The organism is Candidatus Competibacteraceae bacterium (assembly GCA_016713505.1).
Lineage (GTDB): Bacteria > Pseudomonadota > Gammaproteobacteria > Competibacterales > Competibacteraceae > Competibacter_A.
In genome coordinates this window covers 310,628-329,160 of sequence record JADJPA010000002.1, presented here as the reverse complement: position 1 = coordinate 329,160, position 18,533 = coordinate 310,628, and the positions used below count along the sequence as shown (strand labels likewise).

Here is an 18,533-nt window from a genome sequence, read left to right as displayed (position 1 = left end):
AACGAGTGCCATGAAGATCAAACGACTGAACGCCGCCAACATCCGTGAGGCCATGCGCAAGATAAGGGAAGAACTGGGTCCGGATGCCGTGATCCTCTCCAACCAGCGCTCCGAAAACGGCTTTGAAATCATCGCGGCGGTCGACTACGACGAAAAGCTGCTGGAAGGGATGCAACCGCCGGCCGCGCTCGATCTCCGGCCCCGGCGGCGGGCGGCGGATGCGGCGGCCGAGGCCGAAGCAGACGGCGAGGCGGTGACCCCAGTCGAAGCGAAGCTCAAACCCGCGCCGTCGGTGATTCCAACGTTGCGCGCCACCCCGGCCCCGGCCGCCGAGCCCGCGGCCGCGCCGCGCCCCGACAAGGCCAAGGTAGTGTGGTCGCAAGACCCGCTGCTGGTCGAGATGCGCCACGAGCTCCAAATCATGCACACCCTGCTGGAACAGCAGCTTTCGGGCCTGGCCTGGGGCGAGCTGGGCCGCCAACAACCCCACCGCGCCGACCTGCTGAGCCAACTGCTGGACTTCGGCTGCCATCCTAACCTGTGCCTGCGGCTGGCCGATGCCGCCGCCGAGCGCGACCCCGCGCGGGCGTGGCGGCTGGCGCTGGAAACGCTCGGGCGCGGCTTGTCGGTCACTCAGGACGATATTCTCACTAAAGGCGGCATCGCGGCGCTGATCGGCCCGACCGGCGTCGGCAAGACCACCACCATCGCCAAGCTGGCGGCGCGCTACAACCTGCGTCACGGTCCGAACCGCGTGGCGCTGATCACCACCGACAGCTACCGGATCGGGGCTTACGAACAGCTCTGCACCTTCGGCATGATCCTGGACGCGCCGGTGCGCCTGGTCCGCACCGCCCAGGAATTACAGGAAACCCTCAAGGTGTTTTCCGATAAGTCCTTGATCCTGATCGACACTGCCGGGATGAGCCAGCGCGACCTGCGCCTGTCGCAACAGTTTACCCTGCTGGACGATCCCGCCCGCATCCGCAGCTATCTGGTGCTGGCGGCCAACGCCCAGCACGCGGTGTTGCAGGAAACGATGGCGGCCTTCGCCCGCGTGCCGTTGAGCGGCGCCATCCTGACCAAGATGGATGAAACCACCCGGCTGGGCGCGGTGCTCTCGGCGGCTCACGAACAAGCCTTGCCGCTCGCCTACATCTGCAACGGCCAGCGGGTGCCCGAAGATCTTCAAGCGGCGCAGGTCGACACGCTGATTCGGATGGGCGAGGAATTCGCCGGACTGTACGGCGCGGCCCCGGTCAACGACGCGCTGGCGTTGACCTTCGGGAAGAGGTTGACCGCCGATGTCCGCTGTTGAGCCGCTCTACCCGCGGAACGCCCGAATGCAACCCCGGCCCTCCCACCGCCCCGTGCGCGTGATCTGCGTCACCAGCGGCAAGGGCGGCGTGGGCAAAACCAACATCACGGTCAATCTGGCGCTGGCGCTGAGCCTGCAACACCAGAGCGTCCTGCTGCTGGACGCCGACCTGGGCTTGGCCAACATCGACGTGATCCTGGGTTTGCACCCGCATTACAACCTGTCGCATGTGATCAGCCAGGAGCGGACGCTGGAAGAAATCATCATCAACGGACCCAACGGCATCCGCATCATTCCGGCCAGTTCCGGCATCAAGCGCATGGCGGACCTGACCCCGGAGGAAAACGCCGGGCTGGTCGGCGCGTTCAGCGAGTTGAACGATTCGGTGGACGTGCTGCTGATCGACACCGCCGCTGGCCTGTCCGACAGCGTGATCACCTTCAGCCAAGCCTCCAACGACGTGTTGCTGGTGGTCTGCAACGAACCGGCCTCGATCACCGATGCCTACGCCATGATCAAGCTGCTCAGCCAGGAGCACGGCGTCGATCATTTCCAGATTCTGGCCAACCGGGTGGCCGCCGCCCAGGAAGGCCACGAGCTGTTTAACAAACTGGTCCGGGTGACCGACCGGTTCCTGGACGTCACCCTGAACTTTTGCGGCTTCATCCCCGAAGACCCGCAGTTGCGCAAGGCCGTGCAAGCGCAGCGTACGGTCGTGGAAGCCTTTCCGAACAGCCGCTCGACCGAAGCGTTCCACCGGCTCGCCGCCCAGATTCTCGGACGCTGGCCCATGCCGCGCAGCGCCAGCGGTTATTTACAGTTTTTTGTCGAGCGGATGATCGATCCCAGTTACCGGTTCAAGGAACGCACCGCATGAGAGGCGTGGCCCTGTACGCCAGCCTCAACGGTGATACGCCGGACGATCTGATCGCCCGGCACGCTCCCCAGGTCAAGCGCATCGCCTACCATCTGCTGGCGCGACTGCCGGCGTCGGTGCAGGTGGATGACCTGATTCAGGCCGGCATGTTGGGTCTTTTGGAAGCCGCGCGCCGCTACGATCCGACCCAGGGCGCCAATTTCGCCACCTTCGCCGAACCGCGCATCCGCGGCGCCATGCTCGATGAAATCCGCAAGGGCGACTGGACGCCCCGTTCGATCCATCGCAAGGCCCGCGAAGTGACGGCGGCGATCCGCGCCGTGGAGACCGCGACCGGCCGCGAGGCCCAGGACCGCGATATCGCCGATCGGATGGGCTTATCGCTGGCCGACTATCACGACACCCTGGCCGAAGTGCGCGGCCAGAAACTGCTGTCGCTCGATGAAGCCGGCCCGGATGATGAGAGCGAAGCCCACCGCGTCGCCGCCCCCAACTGCGATCCCGCTGAAAGCGCCAACCGGGATTCGATGCTCAAGGCGCTGGCCTCGGCCATCGACGGGTTGCCGGAACGCGAAAAACTGGTGCTGTCGCTGTATTACGACGAAGAGCTGCACCTCAAGGAAATCGGCGCCGTGCTGGGCGTCAGTGAATCGCGGGTCAGCCAACTGCACGGTCAGGCGCTCGCCCGACTGCGGGCGCGGGTGGCGAGCTGAACGGTCCCAAGCCCTGACCTCATCGGAGCGGAATCATGGATATCCTTACCCTCGCCGGCCTGGTCGTCGCGTTTGGGGGCATCGTCGGCGGCATGTTGATCGAAGGCGGCCACATCGGCTCGCTGATCAACGGCCCGGCCTTTCTGATCGTGGTCGGCGGCACCGTCGGCGCCGTGCTGGTGCAAGTGCCGATGGACCTCTTCAAGCGGGCGCTCGGCCGCGCCAAATGGGCCTTCCTGCCGCCGGTGTTCGCCATGCAGCCCGCCATCGAGAAAATCGTCGAATGGAGCAACATCGCCCGCAAGGAAGGTTTGCTGCGGCTGGAGGATTACATCCAGCAGGAGCCGGACCCCTTCGCCTCCAAGGCGCTGCAACTGCTGGTGGACGGCAAGGAGCCGGAGGAAATCCGCCACATCCTGGAAATGGATATGTCCATCCGGGAAGAAAATGACTTGCAAGCGGTGAGCTTTTTCGAGGCGCTCGGCGGCTACGCGCCCACCATCGGCATCATCGGCGCGGTGCTGGGCCTGATCCACGTCATGGGCAACCTCGCCGATCCCAGCAAGCTGGGCGGCGGTATCGCCGCCGCGTTCGTCGCCACCATTTACGGTCTGATATTGGCCAACGTGTTCGCCTTGCCGATGGGCAACAAGATCAAGAGTTCCATCAAGAAGCAAACCCGTCTGTGCGAGCTGATCATCGAGGGCATCATCGCCATCGCCCACGGTGAGAACCCGCGCAACATCGAATCGCGCCTGCAAGGCTTCACTCAAAACTGAGGTCATCGCGATGAGCCGCAAAAAGCACGCCGAAGCCCATGAAAACCACGAACGCTGGCTGGTGTCTTACGCCGATTTCATCACCCTGCTGTTCGCCTTCTTCGTGGTGATGTATTCGGTGTCCTCAGTCAACGAAGGCAAATTTCGCGTGCTGTCCGAATCGATGATGGCGGCTTTTCGCTCCACCACGCCCAACAGCATGAAGCCGATCCAACTGGGCGGCATGGTCGGAACACCCTCCCCGCAATCGGTCGGCCAGCCCAACATGAGCCCCAGCGTGGCGCCCGACTTGCGGCCGCTGCCGGCGGCGGTGATCCAACGCCCGCAGCGGGCGGTCGCCAAGAAAGCGGGCCCCGCTCAAAACTTCACGGTCGCCGCTGGCAAATCTGAAGGCGATCCGAATCTGGCCAAGGTCGCGGCCAAGCTCAAAAGCTATTTGTCGGAGCTGGTGCGCACCGACATGGCCAACATCCGCAGCAGCGAGTTTTGGGTGGAGGTCGAGATCAAGAACAGCATCCTGTTCGCCAGCGGCAGCGCCATCGCCAATCCGGAAGCGTTGCCGTCCTTGGCGCTGATCGCCGAGGTGCTGCGGGAAATCCCCAACCGCATTCAGGTCGAGGGTTTCACCGACAACCGGCCGATCAGCACCCCGGCTTACCCGTCGAATTGGGAGCTGTCGGCGGCCCGCGCCGCCAACGTGGTGAGCGTGATGATGAAAAACGGAGTGCGCCCGGAACGCATGTCGGCGATCGGCTACGGCGAATACCAGCCCATCGCCGACAATCGAACCGAGCAGGGTCGCTTGCAGAACCGGCGGGTGGTCTTGGTCATCATGGGCAACACCGACACCCGCTATCCCGCGGAACCCGAGCAAGTCACCGCCGCGCCCACCGCCACGGTTGCGGAGAACTCGGGGACGACCGGAAAAGCTTCCGCTAAAATACATTGATCAATAAACTGACATTCCTGTCCACGAACACGCCGGGGCTGATTCATGCATGATGCTTTGCTTCAGGGTCTTGCGATTGCCGCTCTGCTGGCGGGCAACGTGCTGTTGGTCGCGCTGGGTTTTTTCGCGGCCCGGTTGTTCCATCCGGCTCCGAAAGCCGAGGCCGTCCAGGACGAACCGCGCGGCTTGCGACAGGATTTGAAGGGCATCGCGCTGTCGCTGGCGGCGCTGGGCGAGCGTTTGGTGAAGCTGGAAGTTCAAATTGGACAATTACAGGGACCGAGCGGCGGGCCGGGGCTGCCGCTCAACCGGGACGCCGACCAGAAATTCTTCAAAGTCGCGACCAAGCTGGCCCTGCAAGGGGCGAGCGTGGAGGAAGTGATGGAGCTGTGCGGCTTGAGCCGGGGCGAGGCCGATTTGATCTGCATGTTGCACGCCAACAACCAAGTCAGCCCCAGCAGCATCGCCGCCGAATCGGTCCAGCAGTTGACCGCCCGCATGGCGGCTTCGGCCGAGGCCCTGGCTGGCGAGACCGCTCAAGCTTCGGAAAGCGCGTCATTGCGGCGGGTGGGTTAATAACATCATTCACAACGGTCGAGCGCGCGGTTCGTTCGATTGTTCGTTCGATTGCCTGACGCGCCTTTAGCTCCTTTCGAGCGCTTGAATGGGCGAGTGAAAGGAAAAAAGTCTTAAGCGCCCGATCTCTCCATTTGGGCAGGCTGAAAAGGAGCTTCCCGATGGCAAGACCAGTGGCTCACGAAAGGGAAAATGCCCTCGCTCGATCTCGAATTGCGCCAAGGCTCCACCGTGTAAGCTGATGACTGCCACCGTCATCGCCTGGGACGCGTGTCGCACCGAACGAAAACGGCTAGACGTTAGAGGGAATCGTGAAATGACCGCTCGCGAGCTTCAAGGATTTGTCGGTACAGCGCCGGAAGCCCACTACCGCCATTTCCGTCTTGCTAAAGGACTGACCGCCATAGCAGCCAACCCTGGAACGCGCCGCGTTCCCCACGGATTGATCGCACTCGGACTGTCAATCGTCTTGTTAGCACCCTTGGCCGCGACCGCCGCCGGCCTTAACGACACCGGCCAAACCTGCTACGACGCTACTACCACCTTGGTCGCTTGCACGGCGGCCAACGCGGGCGACGCCGCGCCTTATCCCCGTCAAGATGGCCGCTACGGGCGCGATGCCGCCGCCGCCGCGGGAGCGTTGCCCAAAACGGGCGGCGGCGCGGCCGGCTTTGACTTCACCGCGCTGGACGCTGACGGCAATCCCACCGCCCCCACTGCCGGCGCGACCCCCCATCCTTGCGTCTACGACCATGTGACCGGCCTGACGTGGGAAGTGAAAACCGACGACGACGGGCTGCGCGACAAGGATTGGCGATACACCTGGTACAGCATCGATGCGGCCACCAACGGCGGCAATCCGGGTACGGCCAACAAACCGCTCGTGGTCTGCGGGAGCGCGCTGACCAGTTGCAACACCTCCAATTACATCGCCGCCGTCAACGCGGTCGGCCTATGCGGCCACCAGGATTGGCGTTTGCCTCGCATCCAGGAGCTTCAGTCCATCGCGCACTACGGTCGAAGCAATCCCGCCATCGATACGAGCTATTTTCCCAATACCGTGGCGGCCGGCTTCTGGTCCGGCTCGACGTATGCCAAAAACACCGCGCAAGCGTGGGATGTCTTTTTCACCTCCAGCGGCGTTTATACCGACGTTAAAAACGCCGGTTATCTCGTGCGGTTGGTGCGCGGCGGACCGTTTTAGATTTTTAACGGATTTTGGCTTTGAGGAATGGAGCATGGCCTTTCACGATCACGATCGCGGGTCGGTTTTCCGACTGTCCGGGATGGCAGCCATTTTGACATGGTTTTTCTCCGCATCGGCTGGGGCGGATTGCACCGGCCACGCCGTCTTATAGTCCCGCAACCGTCACCGTGACGGCGGGCGCCAACTCAACGGCGACCGTGACCAACACGGCGAACTGGATAACGTATCCCATTGTGACCGCAATCGATCCGGCGGCGGGCGGCACAATAACGTGCGAACCCAATCCGGTAAATCACGGGCAGGCGGCAACCTGCGCCGCGATTCCCAATACGGGCTACACGTTCGGCGGCTTCAGCGGCGACTGCGCGGGTTCGAGCTGTGCGCTGAGCAACGTCACCGGCCTCAGAAGCGTCACGGCGTTGTTTACGCTCAACAGCTATGCCGTGCTCATCGCCGCCAGCCCGCCAGGCGGCGGCATCGTAAGCTGCGCCCCCAATCCAGTAGCACACGGCGGCGACAGCACCTGTACGGCGACGCCGAATACGGGTTACAGCTTCAACGGATTCAGCGGCGACTGCGCGGGTGCTGCTTGCGCTTTAAGTAACGTAACCAGCGCCAAGAACGTCACGGCCAGCTTCACGCTTGACAGTTACTCCGTAACCGCCACGACGGGGCCAAACGGCAGCATCTCTCCGGCTTCGCAAACGATCAATCATGGCAACGCCGCCACGTTCAGCGTAATGCCCGATACCGGCTACATCGCCTCGGTCAGCGGTTGCGGCGGGACCTTGAGCGGCAACACCTACAGCACAGGCCCCATCACCCAAGCCTGCACGGTGACCGCCAGCTTCTCGAAGAGCGATAGTTATCCCATTACCCTCACGGCGGTACCCCCGGAGGGTGGATCGGTCAGTTGCACCCCCAACCCCGTCCCTCAAAACGGCGCTAGCACATGCGCGGCCGTTGCCAGTTCCGGTTATCTGTTCTCGGGTTGGAGCGGTGACTGTGCGGGCACCGGCGCTTGCGCCCTCGACAACGTGACCAGCGCCAAAAATGTCGCGGCCCATTTCACCCGGATAACCGCGAGTAAAACCTTTACCGGTCCGACTTCCACAGGCGGCAATGCCACGGTTACGTTCTCAGGCGGCGGCGATAACTGCGATTTTTCGCCCGACACGCGCTTTGTGTCGGTTGAAAGCGCGCCGGTCGCACCGCCCGCAACCCACCGATTCCTTGAAGGGTTGCTTGAGTTCGCGCTCGATTCCTGCGAACCGGGCAGCACGGCGACATTCACGGTCCGCTATCCCGCTCCGCTGCCCGAAAATGCCAGCTATTGGAAATACGGTGCTACACCCGATCAAAGCAGCCCACACTGGTATCCGTTGCCGCAAGCCCACCTCGCGGGCGACACCGCCACTTTCACCATCACCGACGGCGGCTTGGGCGACGGCGATCTAACCGCGAACGGCCGCATCGTCGATCCGGGCGGGCCGACCGTTCTGATGGCCGTCGAGATCCCGACCTTATCCGATTGGATTTTGTTGGCGCTCTCAAGCCTGTTGCTAGGAATGGGCGGCTGGCGGTTGCGGCGGATTGGGAGGCCAAACGCTAACTAATGACTGAGCTCAAACGTAATCATCCACCGCGCCCTTCAAACCGCGCGTGCGCGGTTGAGATTTCGTTGGTTCAGCCGTCGTTTCCGCGCCGGGAGCGGTCGTGGGCGTCCTGTGGTCATCGCGTCGGCCGTATGCGGATTGCTCTCCGGCCCCGGCCTGCTGGCGGGCCAGCGATTGATCGGCCACCTGAGTGTGATTGAGGCTGATTCCCTGAGCATCCAGCAGTTCTCGCAGGCGCGGCAAGGCGGTTTCCAGCACCTCCCGCACGGCGGCTTCGTGGCTGAAGAAGCTCACGTTGGTCTGATTGTGATGCAGCGACACTCTGACTTCGAGCGGCCCCAAATCAGGCGGATTGACCTTGATTTCGGCTTCATGAACCTGATTGTTCACCATCCAACTCAGTTGCTGGCCCAGCGTCCGCTCCCAATCCTTCTGATGGAGGTTCAGCACCTCTGGAGCCGCCAGCAGAGATCCCGAAGAGGTCGGCGCATCCAGGCGCGTCGGTCCGAGTGCGAGCGGGCTGGCCTGAGTTGGCGTCGCGCTATTGGGCGGCGTTGGCGCGTCGGGGCGGTTGGCCGCCACTTCCGCCAAGGCTTGCTCGGAGAACGCGGCAAGCCCGCTCGACGGTTGGCCGACCGGCGTTAAGCCGCGACCCGCCTCGTTCAGCCCTTTGAGCGAAGGCATGGTCACCAGAGGGATGGCCTCTCGATCCGTTTCAAGTTTCGGTGAGGGCGGCTGGATGGTGGTCGCGATGCCCGATGAGGGCGATGGGGCGACGGCCGCAACGCCCGGCGCGACCGATGGCTCGACGCCGGCTCGAACCAAGGATTCAGCGAGATTCGGCTGCCATTGCAACGGATGAGCCGCGCTCGGTCGGACCAGCGGCGCCGGTAGGGATGTCGGCGGAGCCAATGGCCGCCAATAATTGGCGATACCTCCGTCATCGACCGAGGCCGTCACGGTAGAGGCCAAACCAAGCGGCGCGGGCGGCCTGGCATTAACGACCGGCTCTACATCGCTCGTCGCTTCCGCCTCCGATCCGGCCGCCACAACCGCCTCGACCGGCGGCCGAGCATCGGACGGGCGGACGGGCGGGGCTTGCAAAGCTTCCGCCAGCACCGGCGACGGACCCGCTGCCGGCGCGGCTACGGCGGGAGCCGTCGGCGAAACGGCTACCGCGGGCTCTCGGCCGGCGCCGGCCGGCACCGCGCGCGCGGTCGGTTCCGGCGCTGGCGGCAAGCCGAGCGCCTCCAGCGCGATCTTGGGAGCGCTCGCCCCTGACGGAATGGCTGAAGTCAATACCGGCGGCAGCCCGCTTGCCTTCTCGGCTAGCGGAGCAACCAGAGCAGCCGCCTCCGCGCCGTCCTTCGCTACCTTGGCGGCCGCCTCACCGACTAATTTGATCGCGCTCCGACCGCCGCCAGACAACCGATCCGCCGCGGGCGCTTGACGCAGCATGGCGCGCAGCCGTGCGGTATCGACCGCTGTAGCGGTTGCCGTTTCGTCGGACGGGGCTAGCTCGGCACCGGCAGCCTGTTGTTCATTGCGCAACGCCGCGCGGGCGTCCATGAACAATGGCAAACCCGGCCAAACCGTTTCAGCCGGCACCTCTGCGCTGGCGGTCTCCGAACCGTCGCTCGCCTCGATTCCGGCGGTCGGTTCCTCCGGCTCACCCGATCCATCCGCGCCAGTCACCTGCTCCAATCCCGCTGGCGGCGTTGCCGCCGCGAGCGGTTCTCCGGCGTCACCGGCCCGCGCCGCGAGATCGATCGCCGCCGGACCCGCCGCCAGCGCGCTCAATACCGCCGTAGCGGGATTTTTCGGCGCGTCCGACTGGAGCAGCTGACTGAAGGAGAAAGACGAGGCTGTGGCCTGCCCGTCGGCTTCAACTCCGGTGCCCGCCGCAATAGCCTTGACGGCCGCACCGTTGGTCGCCGGTACAGTGGCGAGTTCAAGCTGAGCCATACTGTCGTCCTCTCTGAAAATATTTGCTGTTCGAACCGTCAACTACGAACCTTCCCCATCCGCCGAGCGGGGTCGGGCGTTCGAGCCGCGCAGGTTGCGCTCGTCGCTATCGCGCTGCTCGCGCTGGTCTTCCCGCCGCGAGCGGGCTTTCCGATCGCGCGCCAGCACTTCTTCCAGCGCCTTGGTCTTGGCATGGGTTTGCACCCAGTCCTGGCGCTTGCGTTGCAATTCCTGTTGCAAACGCTCCAATTGCCGCCGCGATTGGGCGACGCCCTGATCCAGATTGTTGAGAAACGCGGCGTAATCCTGAAAACGCCGCGCCGAAATCCCGCTGCCGCCTTCCTGCTGGAACTGATTGGCGTACTCGCCCCGGAACAAGGTCAGCTGCTGTAGGCGGTTTTCCTGTTCGGCCAGCCGTTGTTGCGCTTCCGCCAGCCATTTGGCCGCTTCCTCCTCGCGAGATTGCGCGACCTGGACCGCCGCCTGCAACGGATGGGGTTTCGGCGCCATCAGGTTTCAGCGTCTTTTGCCGTTTTCAACGCGTTTTTCCTTCCTTGGGTTTCGGTTGCAAAACCGTTTCCAAGGCTTGCAAGCTGTCGGCCAAGGTCACCTGTTCGTCGGTCTTCTGCATCAAAAACTGCTTGAGCGACGGGTGGTAGTCCCGCGCCTCATCCACCACCGGATCGCTGCCGGCCACATAGGCCCCGACGTTGATCAGGTCGCGATGCTGCTCGTAGGTGGAAAAAATATGTTTGAACCGCCGCGCCAGTTGTTGGTGGCGGGGACCGCTGATCTGCGGCATCACCCGGCTGATAGAGGCTTCGATGTCGATGGCCGGATAATGGCCGGATTCGGCCAGCCGTCGCGACAGCACCACATGACCGTCGAGAATGGCGCGGGCGGCGTCGGCGATGGGGTCCTGTTGGTCGTCGCCTTCGGCCAGCACCGTATAAAACGCGGTGATCGAGCCGCCGACCGCATCGTTGCCGGCCCGCTCCACCAGACGCGGCAATTTGGCGAACACCGACGGCGGATAGCCCTTGGTCGCCGGCGGCTCGCCGATGGCCAAGGCGATCTCGCGCTGGGCCTGGGCGTAGCGGGTCAGCGAATCCATCAGCAGCAGCACCTGCCGGCCGGAATCGCGGAAATACTCGGCGATGCGGGTCGCCAAGGCCGCGCCGTACAGCCGCTTGAGCGGCGGGTCGTCGGCCGGCGCGGCCACCACCACCGCGCGGGCCATGCCTTGCGGACCCAAAATTTCCTGAATGAATTCTTGCACCTCGCGGCCGCGCTCGCCGATTAGGCCCACCACCACCACCTCGGCGTTGGTAAAGCGGGTCATCATGCCCAGCAGCACGCTCTTGCCGACGCCGGAGCCGGCGAACAGGCCCATGCGCTGGCCGCGCCCCACCGACAAAAGCGCGTTGATGGCGCGCACGCCCACGTCCAGCGGCTCGCGGATGGGCTTGCGCAACAAGGGATTGATCGACTCGCCGCTCAACGACACCCACTTGATGCGCGGCGGCGGCGGCAGACCGTCCAAAAAGCGACCGGAGCCGTCCAGCACCCGGCCCAGCAGCTCGTCGCCCACCGGCACCTGGCTGACCCCGCCGGTCGGCACCACCCGCGCGTTGGGCATCAGGCCGTGAATGTCGCTGCTCGGCATCAGAAACAGTTTGCCGCCGGAAAAACCGACCACTTCGGCCTCGAACCGGCTGCCGTCGGGATTCGCCACCAGACAGCGGGCGCCGACCGGGGCCACGCAGCCGGCGGCTTCCAGGGTCAACCCCACCAGTCGGGTCAGTTGGCCTTCCACCACCAGGCCCGGCGTCTCGGCGATCCGCGCCCGGCGCTGGGCCAGCCGCGCGCTCCACTGCCGGCCGCGCTCCGCTTCAGGCGTGTTTGCCATTGTGCTCACGTTCGTCCCCCAATACGGTCGCGATCACCGCGCCCAATCGCTTTTCCAGCGTCGCGTCGATTCGCGACAGCTCGGCATTGACCAGACAACCGCCTCGGCTCAAGGTCTGATCCTCGACGATCCGCCAAATCGGCTGGTCGTCGCGGCCCAGCGAGAGCACCTCGCGAATCAGCTGGGCGTCGTCGGGGTGCAGGCGCACCTGCACGTCGGTGCTGGCCACCGGCAACAACCCGACCGCTTCCCGCACCACCGCCACGATCTCGCCCGGCGAGGTGCGTAGCTCCCGCCGGATCAGCCGTCGGGCGATTTCGGTGGTCATCCAGGTCAATTGTTCCTCGACCGCCGCATCGAGCGCCTCCAAAGGCCGGCCGAGCAGCCCCAGGATCCGATCGAGCTGCTGGACCCGTGACGCCAAGTCCTCCCGGCCGCCGGCCAGCCCTTCGGCGTAACCGCGCTGGTAGGCTTCCGCGTAACCTTCCTGCTGGCCCTTCTTGTAACCCTGATCGCGACCTTCCCGGCGGCCTTCCTGATAGCCGGCGGCGAAACCTTCCTCGTGGGCGTCGCGCTGGATGGCTTCGATTTCCTCCAAGGTCGGCACGGTCGCGCCGACTTTTTGCGGTTTCTGTGGACGCGGCGGGCGGGCGTTGCCGCCGGTTTCCCCGACCGGCGGCGCGCTGGAAATCGGTTCCGGTTCGGGTGGCAGCTCCACGCTGGGCAGCTCCCAGCGCTGGTAGGCGGTCAGTTGGTCGCCGGAGATGACTTTAGACAAGCTGGTCTCCCTTGCTGCTCAAGGTGATCTCGCCGGCCTCCGCCAACCGTTTGGCGGCGGACATGATTTCCTTCTGGGCGTTTTCCACGTCGCTGAGCTTGACCGGCGGCATGGCTTCCAGATCGTCGCGCAACAGATCGGCGGCGCGCTTGGACATGTTGCCCATGATCTTCTGCCGCACCGCCTCGTCGGCCCCGCGCAGCGCCACCAGCAGCATGTCCGAGGAAATCTCGCGCAGCAGCGTCTGAATGTCGCGGTCGCTGAGCCCGAGCAGGTTTTCGAACACCACCATGAGGTCTTCGATCTTGCCGCCGAGATCGGCGTCCACTTCCTTGATGTTGTCGAGAATCTGGCCTTCGATGGCCGCATCCAGCCGGCCGAGGATTTCGGCGGCGCGCTTGGGTCCGCCGATCTTGGAGGTGGCGGCGGCGTTGATGTTGCGCATGACTTGCTTCTCGATCAGTTCGTTCAATTCGGCCAGCGCGCCCGCCGGAATCTCGTCCAGAATCGCCACCCGCAACAGCGCCTCGTCGCGCAGCGGCGACGGCAGCAGGTTGACGACCTCGGCGGCTTGGTCGGGCCGCAGCGAGGACAGCACCAGCGCCACCACCTGCGGGTGTTCCTCGCGCAAACCGCCCGCGATGGCGCCGGCGTCCATCCATTTCAGCGAATCGACTCCGGTTTGCTGCTCGCCGTCGAAGATGTGTTCCAGGATGCCGCGCGCCTTCTCGCGGCCCAAGGCGCGGGTCAGCACCCCGCGAATGTAGTTTTCGCCGTCCAGCGTCAGCGTGCTCTGATTGTGCACTTCCTCGTTGAAGGTATGGACGATTTCGCTGATCTGATCCCGGTTGACGTTGGCCAGATTGGCCATGGCGACGCCGAGCTTGTGCAGTTCGCGTGGGTCCAGATGGCGCAGGATTTCAGCGGCGTGACTTTCGCCCAGCGCCATCAGCACCACCGCCGCCCGTTCGACACCCTTGAAAACCGTCGTCAATTCCGCCATCGCTTATCCTTCCTCACCGGCCAGCCAGTTACGGATCACCTGCACCGCGCGCTTGGAATCCTCGGTCACCAGCGCGCGGGCCAGATCCATCCGCTTTTCCAGTTGTTCGGCCGGACCGTTCAGCAGCGCCTTGGGCCGAGCGTTTTCTAGGGCCCCGCTGATTTCGACCTGATCTTCCAGCAAGCCATCGACGCCCTCTTCGGGTGCGGGCAACGCGGCGGCGGCGGCGTCTTGGGCGATCACCTCTTGCTTGACTTCGACCGGAGCCGGCAGCGCGCGGCGCAGCAGCGGCCGCACCACCAACAGCAGCACCGCCAGCGAGATCACGCCGACCACGCCCCATTTCACCAGCTCCAGAAACCAGGGCTGCTGCCACAGCGGCAACGGCGGCTCCTCGATTCCCGGTGCGAAGGCGGCGTTCAACACGTTGACGCTGTCGCCTCGCTCGGTGTTGAAGCCGACGGCTTGTTTGACCAGGGCGGTGATGCGCTCCACTTCTTCCGGACCGATCGGTTTGCGCACCGGCTGCCCGTTTTCCAGAACGGTGCGGTCGTCCACCACCACCGCCGCCGAAACCCGCGCGATCCGGCCCGGCACGCCCCGGCTGTGGGTGACGCGCTTGTCCAGTTCGTAGTTGCGGGTCACTTCCTTGCGACTGGGCGTAACCACGGTATTTTGCGCGGTCGGTCCGGGAGCGGTCCCCGGCGCGGCCGGATTCTGCGGGTTTTGCGGATTTTGCGCGTTTGGGTTGGCGGTCGCCGGATTCTGACCCGCCACTTCCGGGACGGTCGCCGCGCCGGGCGGCTGGTTGGACAGCGCGCCGGGCACGCCCGCCGGATTCAGCCGGGGATTGGTCTCTTCCAGCAACTGCTCGCTGCGCACCGGCCGCGGCTCTTGCCGGGGTTCGTAGCGCTCGGCGGTCTCCTCGCTGGTGGTGAAATCCAGCTCCAGCGAGACCTGAGCGCGCACCCGGCCCGCGCCCCACACCGGCGTGAGCAGGTCCTCGATGCGGCGGGCATAGCGTTCTTCCAGCCGGCGGGCGTACTCCAGTTGATCCAAATTGAGATCGCTGCCGCCTTCCCGCTCCGGCCGGGTCAGCAGATTGCCCGCCTGATCGATCACCGACACCTTATCCGGGCTGAGCTTGGGGACGCTGGAGGCGATCAGATGGACGATGGCCGCCACCTGGCCGGGGTCCAGCGTCCGGCCCGGATGCAGCCGCACCAGCACCGACGCGGTGGGCGGCTGTTGCTGGCGGGCGAACACGGTTTCCTTGGGAAAGGCCAGATGGATGCGGGCGGCTTCGACCGAGCCGATGGTCATGATCGACCGGGCCAGTTCGCCTTCCAGCGCGTGCTGGTAGCGGGCGGTTTCCATGAACTGACTGACGCCGAAGCTGTTTTTTTGCTCCAGCGCTTCCAGGCCGTTGACGGCGCCGCGCGGCAAGCCCTGGCTGGCCAGCTTCAAGCGCGCTTCGTGGACCTGTTCGGCCGAGACCAGCAAAGCGCCGCTGCGGGTGTCGATCTTGAACGGGATGTTCGATTTTTGCAGGGCTTCCATGATCTGACCGGCATCCGCTTCGGCCAAACCTCGATACAGCACATCATAGGTCGGGGTGTTGAGCCACAGCGCCCCGGCCACCAGCAGCGCCAGCAGCGCCGCGACGCCGGCCAAAATGCCGATTTGCGCCGGCCCCGGCCGACGGAATTTGCCGAATTCCCGACGCCAGTCGATCCGCGCGGGCGGATTCGGGACCGGCGCGCTTTCAGCGTCCGCCACGGTGGGTTCCTCTCATCTCATCATGCCGCTCGATGCGCTCAGATCGGCATGTTCATGATGTCTTGATAGGCGGAAATCAGCTTGTTGCGCGCTTGCAGGGTGGCCTGAAAATTCAGCCGGGCTTTCTGCTGGGCGATCATCACGCCCGCCAGATCCTGCTCTTGGCCGGCATCGAAGGATTCCGCCATCCGGTTGGCGTGCTGCTGGGATTCGTTGACATCACCCAGCATGGATTTGAACAGCGCGCCGAAATCGCCGGCGGAGTGGCCGGCATCGGCGCCGGCCGGAACGGCGGTCGCACCGGCTGACTTCCCCAGCGGACGCAAGCCGTTGGTCAGCGGATGGGTCGTTTCGATCGAGTTCATCGGTTTCTGCTCGCTAATCGGTTGGGCCGCCCCGAGGGCGAAAGACAATCCGTTGGGAGCAAAAACCATGCCCTATCAAAGTTCGATTCAATAACAATGTCTTATTGGAGTGATTAAGGGGATGCCAATTATTTGGCGCACCGGGCAACGCTTCCGGCCGCCAACGGTCCGACATCACTCCTCGATGTCGATATCGCCGCGCCGGATATTGTATTTGCGCATTTTTTCAACCAGGGTGGTGCGGCGCATCTTCAGCAAGGTGGCCGCGTGCGCGACCACGCCGTTGGTCTCGTCCAGCGCCGACTGAATCAATGAGGATTCGAGTTCCATGATGTACTGGCGCAGATCGAGTCCTTCCGGGGGCAGCCCGTTCAACTCGTTGGCCAGCAAGCGGCCCGACGGCGTTTCCGCGCGCTCGGCGCTTCCTCCCGCCGCCACCGCCTCCAGCGCGACCGCTTCCACCACGACGGGCTCGGCTGGAATATAGGCCCGGAACTTGGCCGGCAGGTCGCCTGGCTCTACTTGGCAATGCGGCTTGAGAATGGTCAGGCGCTCCATCAGATTGGCCAGCTCCCGCACGTTGCCGGGCCACGGATAGTGGTTCAGGCTGCGCAAGGCCGCCGGACTGAGGCTGACCCGAACGCCCTGTTCGTGCGCCATCCGCTCGATCAATTCATCGACCAGCAGCGGCAAATCCTCCAGCCGGTCGCGCAAGGACGGCATTTCGACCGGAAAAACGTTCAGCCGGTAATAGAGGTCTTCCCGGAAGCTGCCGGCCTTGATCATCTCGTCCAGATCGCGATGGGTCGCCGCGATGATCCGCACGTCGGCTTCCAGGCTGCGATCGCTGCCGACCCGCTCGAAACTGCGCTCTTGCAACACCCGCAGCAGCTTGACTTGCATGTTCAGCGGCATGTCGCCGATCTCGTCCAGAAACAGCGTGCCGCCCTTGGCCAGTTCGAACCGGCCGCGCCGGGCGGAAATGGCGCCGGTGAAGGAGCCTTTCTCGTGACCGAACAGCTCGCTTTCCAGCAGGTTGTCGGGAATGGCGCCGCAGTTGACCGGCACGAAAGGGCCCTGGCTGCGGTTGGAAAAATAGTGAATGTTGCGCGCGACGACTTCCTTGCCGGTCCCGGACTCCCCCAGGATCATCACGGTGGACTCGGACGGGGCGACGCGCTGGATCATCTCGCGCACTCGCACGACGGCCGGACTGTGGCCGATCAGACTGCGGAAGAGCTCGGCGTTGCGCCGGCCCGCCGCGGTGGTGCCTCCCCGCGTGTCGCGACCGGTGGCGCTGGGTTGCAGTCTGGCCAGAATCGCGCTCAATGCTGAATGGCGGAACGGATGCGCCAGATGGCCGCCGCAACTGGCCTCCAGCGTGGCCGGCAGGCGGATGGGCTGCTCGGCTTCCTCGACCAGGATCAACGCCGCCTTGGGCGCGAGCGTGCGCAGGGCGTGGATGATGTCGCTGGGCGGCTGCTCGGCGGCGCCGTAGCGCCCCAGAAAAATGCAGCGCAACTCGATATTGTGCTCCACGTGGACTCGCCAGTTGGAGGAATCCGCCCGCGTAATGTGGCTTTCTTCCATGAACCGCAGCAACAAACACAATTCATCGCCCCGTTGGGGGTCGTCATCGATTACGAGCAAAGCGGTCTTCATCAGGGACTCGTCCTTCAAGGGATGAAGCATGCCGCTGATAAATCGGCCATCAATCGGCAAATCACTTCGCCAGCCTTCGATCCACCGCGTCACGCTTTCGCCATGCTGGCGGCACTGTTTGGAGACAGCCGCAGCCATAACGAGAGAATTGTAGTGAAGACTGGGCAGGTATCAAAGCTTTAACGCATGCCACTGCGCCGGCTGTGGGCTACGGCGCGGCGGTGTTGGAGGAAAATATAGCGTTCCAGGGCTTCCTGAAGGGGCTCGCTGGGATCTTGAAACCGGGTTTGGACGTGCCAGCCCCCCGGATAGGGCGTCGTGGCGCTGACCCGAGCGTGGAAGACCAGCGGGCGGGGGTAGCTGAGGCTGCAATACAGTTCGATCCGCAACAGGCTGCCGGCCGGCGGCGCGGCCTCGGCGTGCCAGCTCAATCCGGTCACGGCCAGGGTCAGGGTATGCTCGGCGGGAATGTCCTGCTGGCGCGCGTACAACTGTCCGACCAGCTCAAGCAGCAAACCGACCTTGAAATCCAACCGTTTGAGTTCGGTGGCGTTGGCCAGCGCGGTGGGGTCATCCCCGGAATCGCCGGCGTGGATATCCAGCGCGAACAAGGTATGCAGGTTGCTGAGATTGGCCCGTTCCTGTTCCCGAATTGCAATGGTGTCCGGCAAATCCGGCAGCTCGCGCCACGCCAGCGGTAGCCGGCCGGTGAAGACCAGGCCGGGAGCGGCTGGATCGGCGGCAGGGGTGGCCATGTTGGGGTTACACGTCAGGGGACGCTCAGCCGAGACCCGACCGAGGACAACGCCCTGTCCGGACTTCCTCGGGTCGATTTTCTGGCGCGATCCCCGTCAGGCGCCCATCAAGGGCGACCACGGGCGCCAGAGGTTCGATGATGACGCAGCCGTTTTCCGCCCGCACCTGAACCTCCTGTTCGAGATTGAGGCTGGCGGCTTCCATGACAGCCGCCGGAATGCGCACGGCCGGGCTGCTACCCCATTTTTTAATGACTCGCAGTGGCATGGGTTCTCCTCGTT

At 64.5% G+C, this 18,533-nt stretch carries 18 protein-coding genes; 8 read left to right on the top strand and 10 right to left on the bottom strand.

Features of this window, described 5'->3' with window-relative positions; translation table 11 throughout:
* Nucleotides 1-10 precede the first annotated feature (10 nt).
* From flhF to IPK09_16425, 8 genes are all read left to right on the top strand, one after another.
* Nucleotides 11-1,318, top strand: coding sequence for a flagellar biosynthesis protein FlhF (gene flhF, locus IPK09_16460; protein ID MBK7985190.1), 1,308 nt, complete (start codon nt 11-13; stop codon nt 1,316-1,318).
* Nucleotides 1,319-1,343: 25 nt separating this feature from the next.
* The gene (locus IPK09_16455) at nt 1,344-2,195 is read left to right on the top strand and encodes a MinD/ParA family protein (protein MBK7985189.1); all 852 of its coding nucleotides are present in this window, start codon (nt 1,344-1,346) and stop codon (nt 2,193-2,195) included.
* A complete protein-coding gene (locus IPK09_16450) occupies nt 2,192-2,908 on the top strand; it encodes an RNA polymerase sigma factor FliA (protein MBK7985188.1) in 717 nt (238 codons plus the stop codon). The genes IPK09_16455 and IPK09_16450 overlap by 4 nt, the downstream gene beginning before the upstream one ends.
* A gap of 35 nt (nt 2,909-2,943) precedes the next feature.
* On the top strand, nt 2,944-3,687 hold the full coding sequence (locus tag IPK09_16445) for a flagellar motor protein (protein MBK7985187.1): 744 nt from the start codon (nt 2,944-2,946) through the stop codon (nt 3,685-3,687).
* 10 nt (nt 3,688-3,697) lie between these two features.
* Nucleotides 3,698-4,636 carry a flagellar motor protein MotD gene (gene motD / locus IPK09_16440; GenBank protein MBK7985186.1) on the top strand — a complete coding sequence of 313 codons (939 nt, stop codon included), beginning with the start codon at nt 3,698-3,700 and terminating at the stop codon, nt 4,634-4,636.
* A gap of 45 nt (nt 4,637-4,681) precedes the next feature.
* Nucleotides 4,682-5,212: a DUF2802 domain-containing protein gene (locus IPK09_16435; protein MBK7985185.1), complete on the top strand. Its 531-nt coding sequence runs from the start codon at nt 4,682-4,684 to the stop codon at nt 5,210-5,212.
* 316 nt (nt 5,213-5,528) lie between these two features.
* Nucleotides 5,529-6,416, top strand: a complete 888-nt coding sequence (locus IPK09_16430; GenBank protein MBK7985184.1) for a DUF1566 domain-containing protein — start codon at nt 5,529-5,531, stop codon at nt 6,414-6,416.
* Nucleotides 6,417-6,652: 236 nt separating this feature from the next.
* A complete protein-coding gene (locus tag IPK09_16425; protein MBK7985183.1) occupies nt 6,653-8,035 on the top strand; it encodes an IPTL-CTERM sorting domain-containing protein in 1,383 nt (460 codons plus the stop codon).
* A 9-nt stretch (nt 8,036-8,044) separates the two neighbouring features.
* On the opposite strand, the gene IPK09_16420 is transcribed toward IPK09_16425, so the two are convergent.
* The 10 genes from IPK09_16420 to IPK09_16375 form a co-directional block, all read right to left on the bottom strand.
* Entirely contained in the window at nt 8,045-10,000 is a 1,956-nt protein-coding gene (locus IPK09_16420; GenBank protein ID MBK7985182.1) for a flagellar hook-length control protein FliK, read from the bottom strand.
* Between the two features lie 42 nt (nt 10,001-10,042).
* Complete coding sequence (fliJ, locus tag IPK09_16415; GenBank protein MBK7985181.1) at nt 10,043-10,510, bottom strand: flagellar export protein FliJ; 468 nt, start codon at nt 10,508-10,510, stop codon at nt 10,043-10,045.
* Nucleotides 10,511-10,535: 25 nt separating this feature from the next.
* Nucleotides 10,536-11,909, bottom strand: coding sequence for a flagellar protein export ATPase FliI (fliI, locus tag IPK09_16410; GenBank protein ID MBK7985180.1), 1,374 nt, complete (start codon nt 11,907-11,909; stop codon nt 10,536-10,538).
* Complete coding sequence (locus IPK09_16405; GenBank protein MBK7985179.1) at nt 11,893-12,687, bottom strand: flagellar assembly protein FliH; 795 nt, start codon at nt 12,685-12,687, stop codon at nt 11,893-11,895. Before IPK09_16405 ends, fliI begins: the two co-directional genes overlap by 17 nt.
* Nucleotides 12,680-13,690: a flagellar motor switch protein FliG gene (fliG, locus tag IPK09_16400; protein ID MBK7985178.1), complete on the bottom strand. Its 1,011-nt coding sequence runs from the start codon at nt 13,688-13,690 to the stop codon at nt 12,680-12,682. The genes IPK09_16405 and fliG overlap by 8 nt, the downstream gene beginning before the upstream one ends.
* 3 nt (nt 13,691-13,693) lie before the next feature.
* On the bottom strand, nt 13,694-15,469 hold the full coding sequence (fliF, locus tag IPK09_16395; protein MBK7985177.1) for a flagellar M-ring protein FliF: 1,776 nt from the start codon (nt 15,467-15,469) through the stop codon (nt 13,694-13,696).
* Nucleotides 15,470-15,507: 38 nt separating this feature from the next.
* Entirely contained in the window at nt 15,508-15,834 is a 327-nt protein-coding gene (gene fliE / locus IPK09_16390; GenBank protein ID MBK7985176.1) for a flagellar hook-basal body complex protein FliE, read from the bottom strand.
* A 174-nt stretch (nt 15,835-16,008) separates the two neighbouring features.
* On the bottom strand, nt 16,009-17,634 hold the full coding sequence (locus IPK09_16385) for a sigma-54-dependent Fis family transcriptional regulator (GenBank protein ID MBK7985175.1): 1,626 nt from the start codon (nt 17,632-17,634) through the stop codon (nt 16,009-16,011).
* Nucleotides 17,635-17,675: 41 nt separating this feature from the next.
* Complete coding sequence (locus IPK09_16380; protein ID MBK7985174.1) at nt 17,676-18,251, bottom strand: PilZ domain-containing protein; 576 nt, start codon at nt 18,249-18,251, stop codon at nt 17,676-17,678.
* A gap of 25 nt (nt 18,252-18,276) precedes the next feature.
* Entirely contained in the window at nt 18,277-18,519 is a 243-nt protein-coding gene (locus IPK09_16375; protein ID MBK7985173.1) for a PbsX family transcriptional regulator, read from the bottom strand.
* Between the last annotated feature and the right edge of the window lie 14 nt (nt 18,520-18,533).

Bases quoted from the DNA above. Each gene is read 5' to 3' on its own strand.
- IPK09_16385 (MBK7985175.1), bottom strand. From the start codon at position 17,634: ATGGCTGCGGCTGTCTCCAAACAGTGCCGCCAGCATGGCGAAAGCGTG.
- fliJ (MBK7985181.1), bottom strand. From the start codon at position 10,510: ATGGCGCCGAAACCCCATCCGTTGCAGGCGGCGGTCCAGGTCGCGCAA.
- flhF (MBK7985190.1), top strand. From the start codon at position 11: ATGAAGATCAAACGACTGAACGCCGCCAACATCCGTGAGGCCATGCGC.
- fliE (MBK7985176.1), bottom strand. From the start codon at position 15,834: ATGAACTCGATCGAAACGACCCATCCGCTGACCAACGGCTTGCGTCCG.
- IPK09_16375 (MBK7985173.1), bottom strand. From the start codon at position 18,519: ATGCCACTGCGAGTCATTAAAAAATGGGGTAGCAGCCCGGCCGTGCGC.
- fliG (MBK7985178.1), bottom strand. From the start codon at position 13,690: ATGGCGGAATTGACGACGGTTTTCAAGGGTGTCGAACGGGCGGCGGTG.
- fliI (MBK7985180.1), bottom strand. From the start codon at position 11,909: ATGGCAAACACGCCTGAAGCGGAGCGCGGCCGGCAGTGGAGCGCGCGG.
- IPK09_16430 (MBK7985184.1), top strand. From the start codon at position 5,529: ATGACCGCTCGCGAGCTTCAAGGATTTGTCGGTACAGCGCCGGAAGCC.
- IPK09_16420 (MBK7985182.1), bottom strand. From the start codon at position 10,000: ATGGCTCAGCTTGAACTCGCCACTGTACCGGCGACCAACGGTGCGGCC.
- IPK09_16455 (MBK7985189.1), top strand. From the start codon at position 1,344: ATGCAACCCCGGCCCTCCCACCGCCCCGTGCGCGTGATCTGCGTCACC.
- IPK09_16380 (MBK7985174.1), bottom strand. From the start codon at position 18,251: ATGGCCACCCCTGCCGCCGATCCAGCCGCTCCCGGCCTGGTCTTCACC.
- IPK09_16445 (MBK7985187.1), top strand. From the start codon at position 2,944: ATGGATATCCTTACCCTCGCCGGCCTGGTCGTCGCGTTTGGGGGCATC.
- IPK09_16435 (MBK7985185.1), top strand. From the start codon at position 4,682: ATGCATGATGCTTTGCTTCAGGGTCTTGCGATTGCCGCTCTGCTGGCG.
- motD (MBK7985186.1), top strand. From the start codon at position 3,698: ATGAGCCGCAAAAAGCACGCCGAAGCCCATGAAAACCACGAACGCTGG.
- IPK09_16450 (MBK7985188.1), top strand. From the start codon at position 2,192: ATGAGAGGCGTGGCCCTGTACGCCAGCCTCAACGGTGATACGCCGGAC.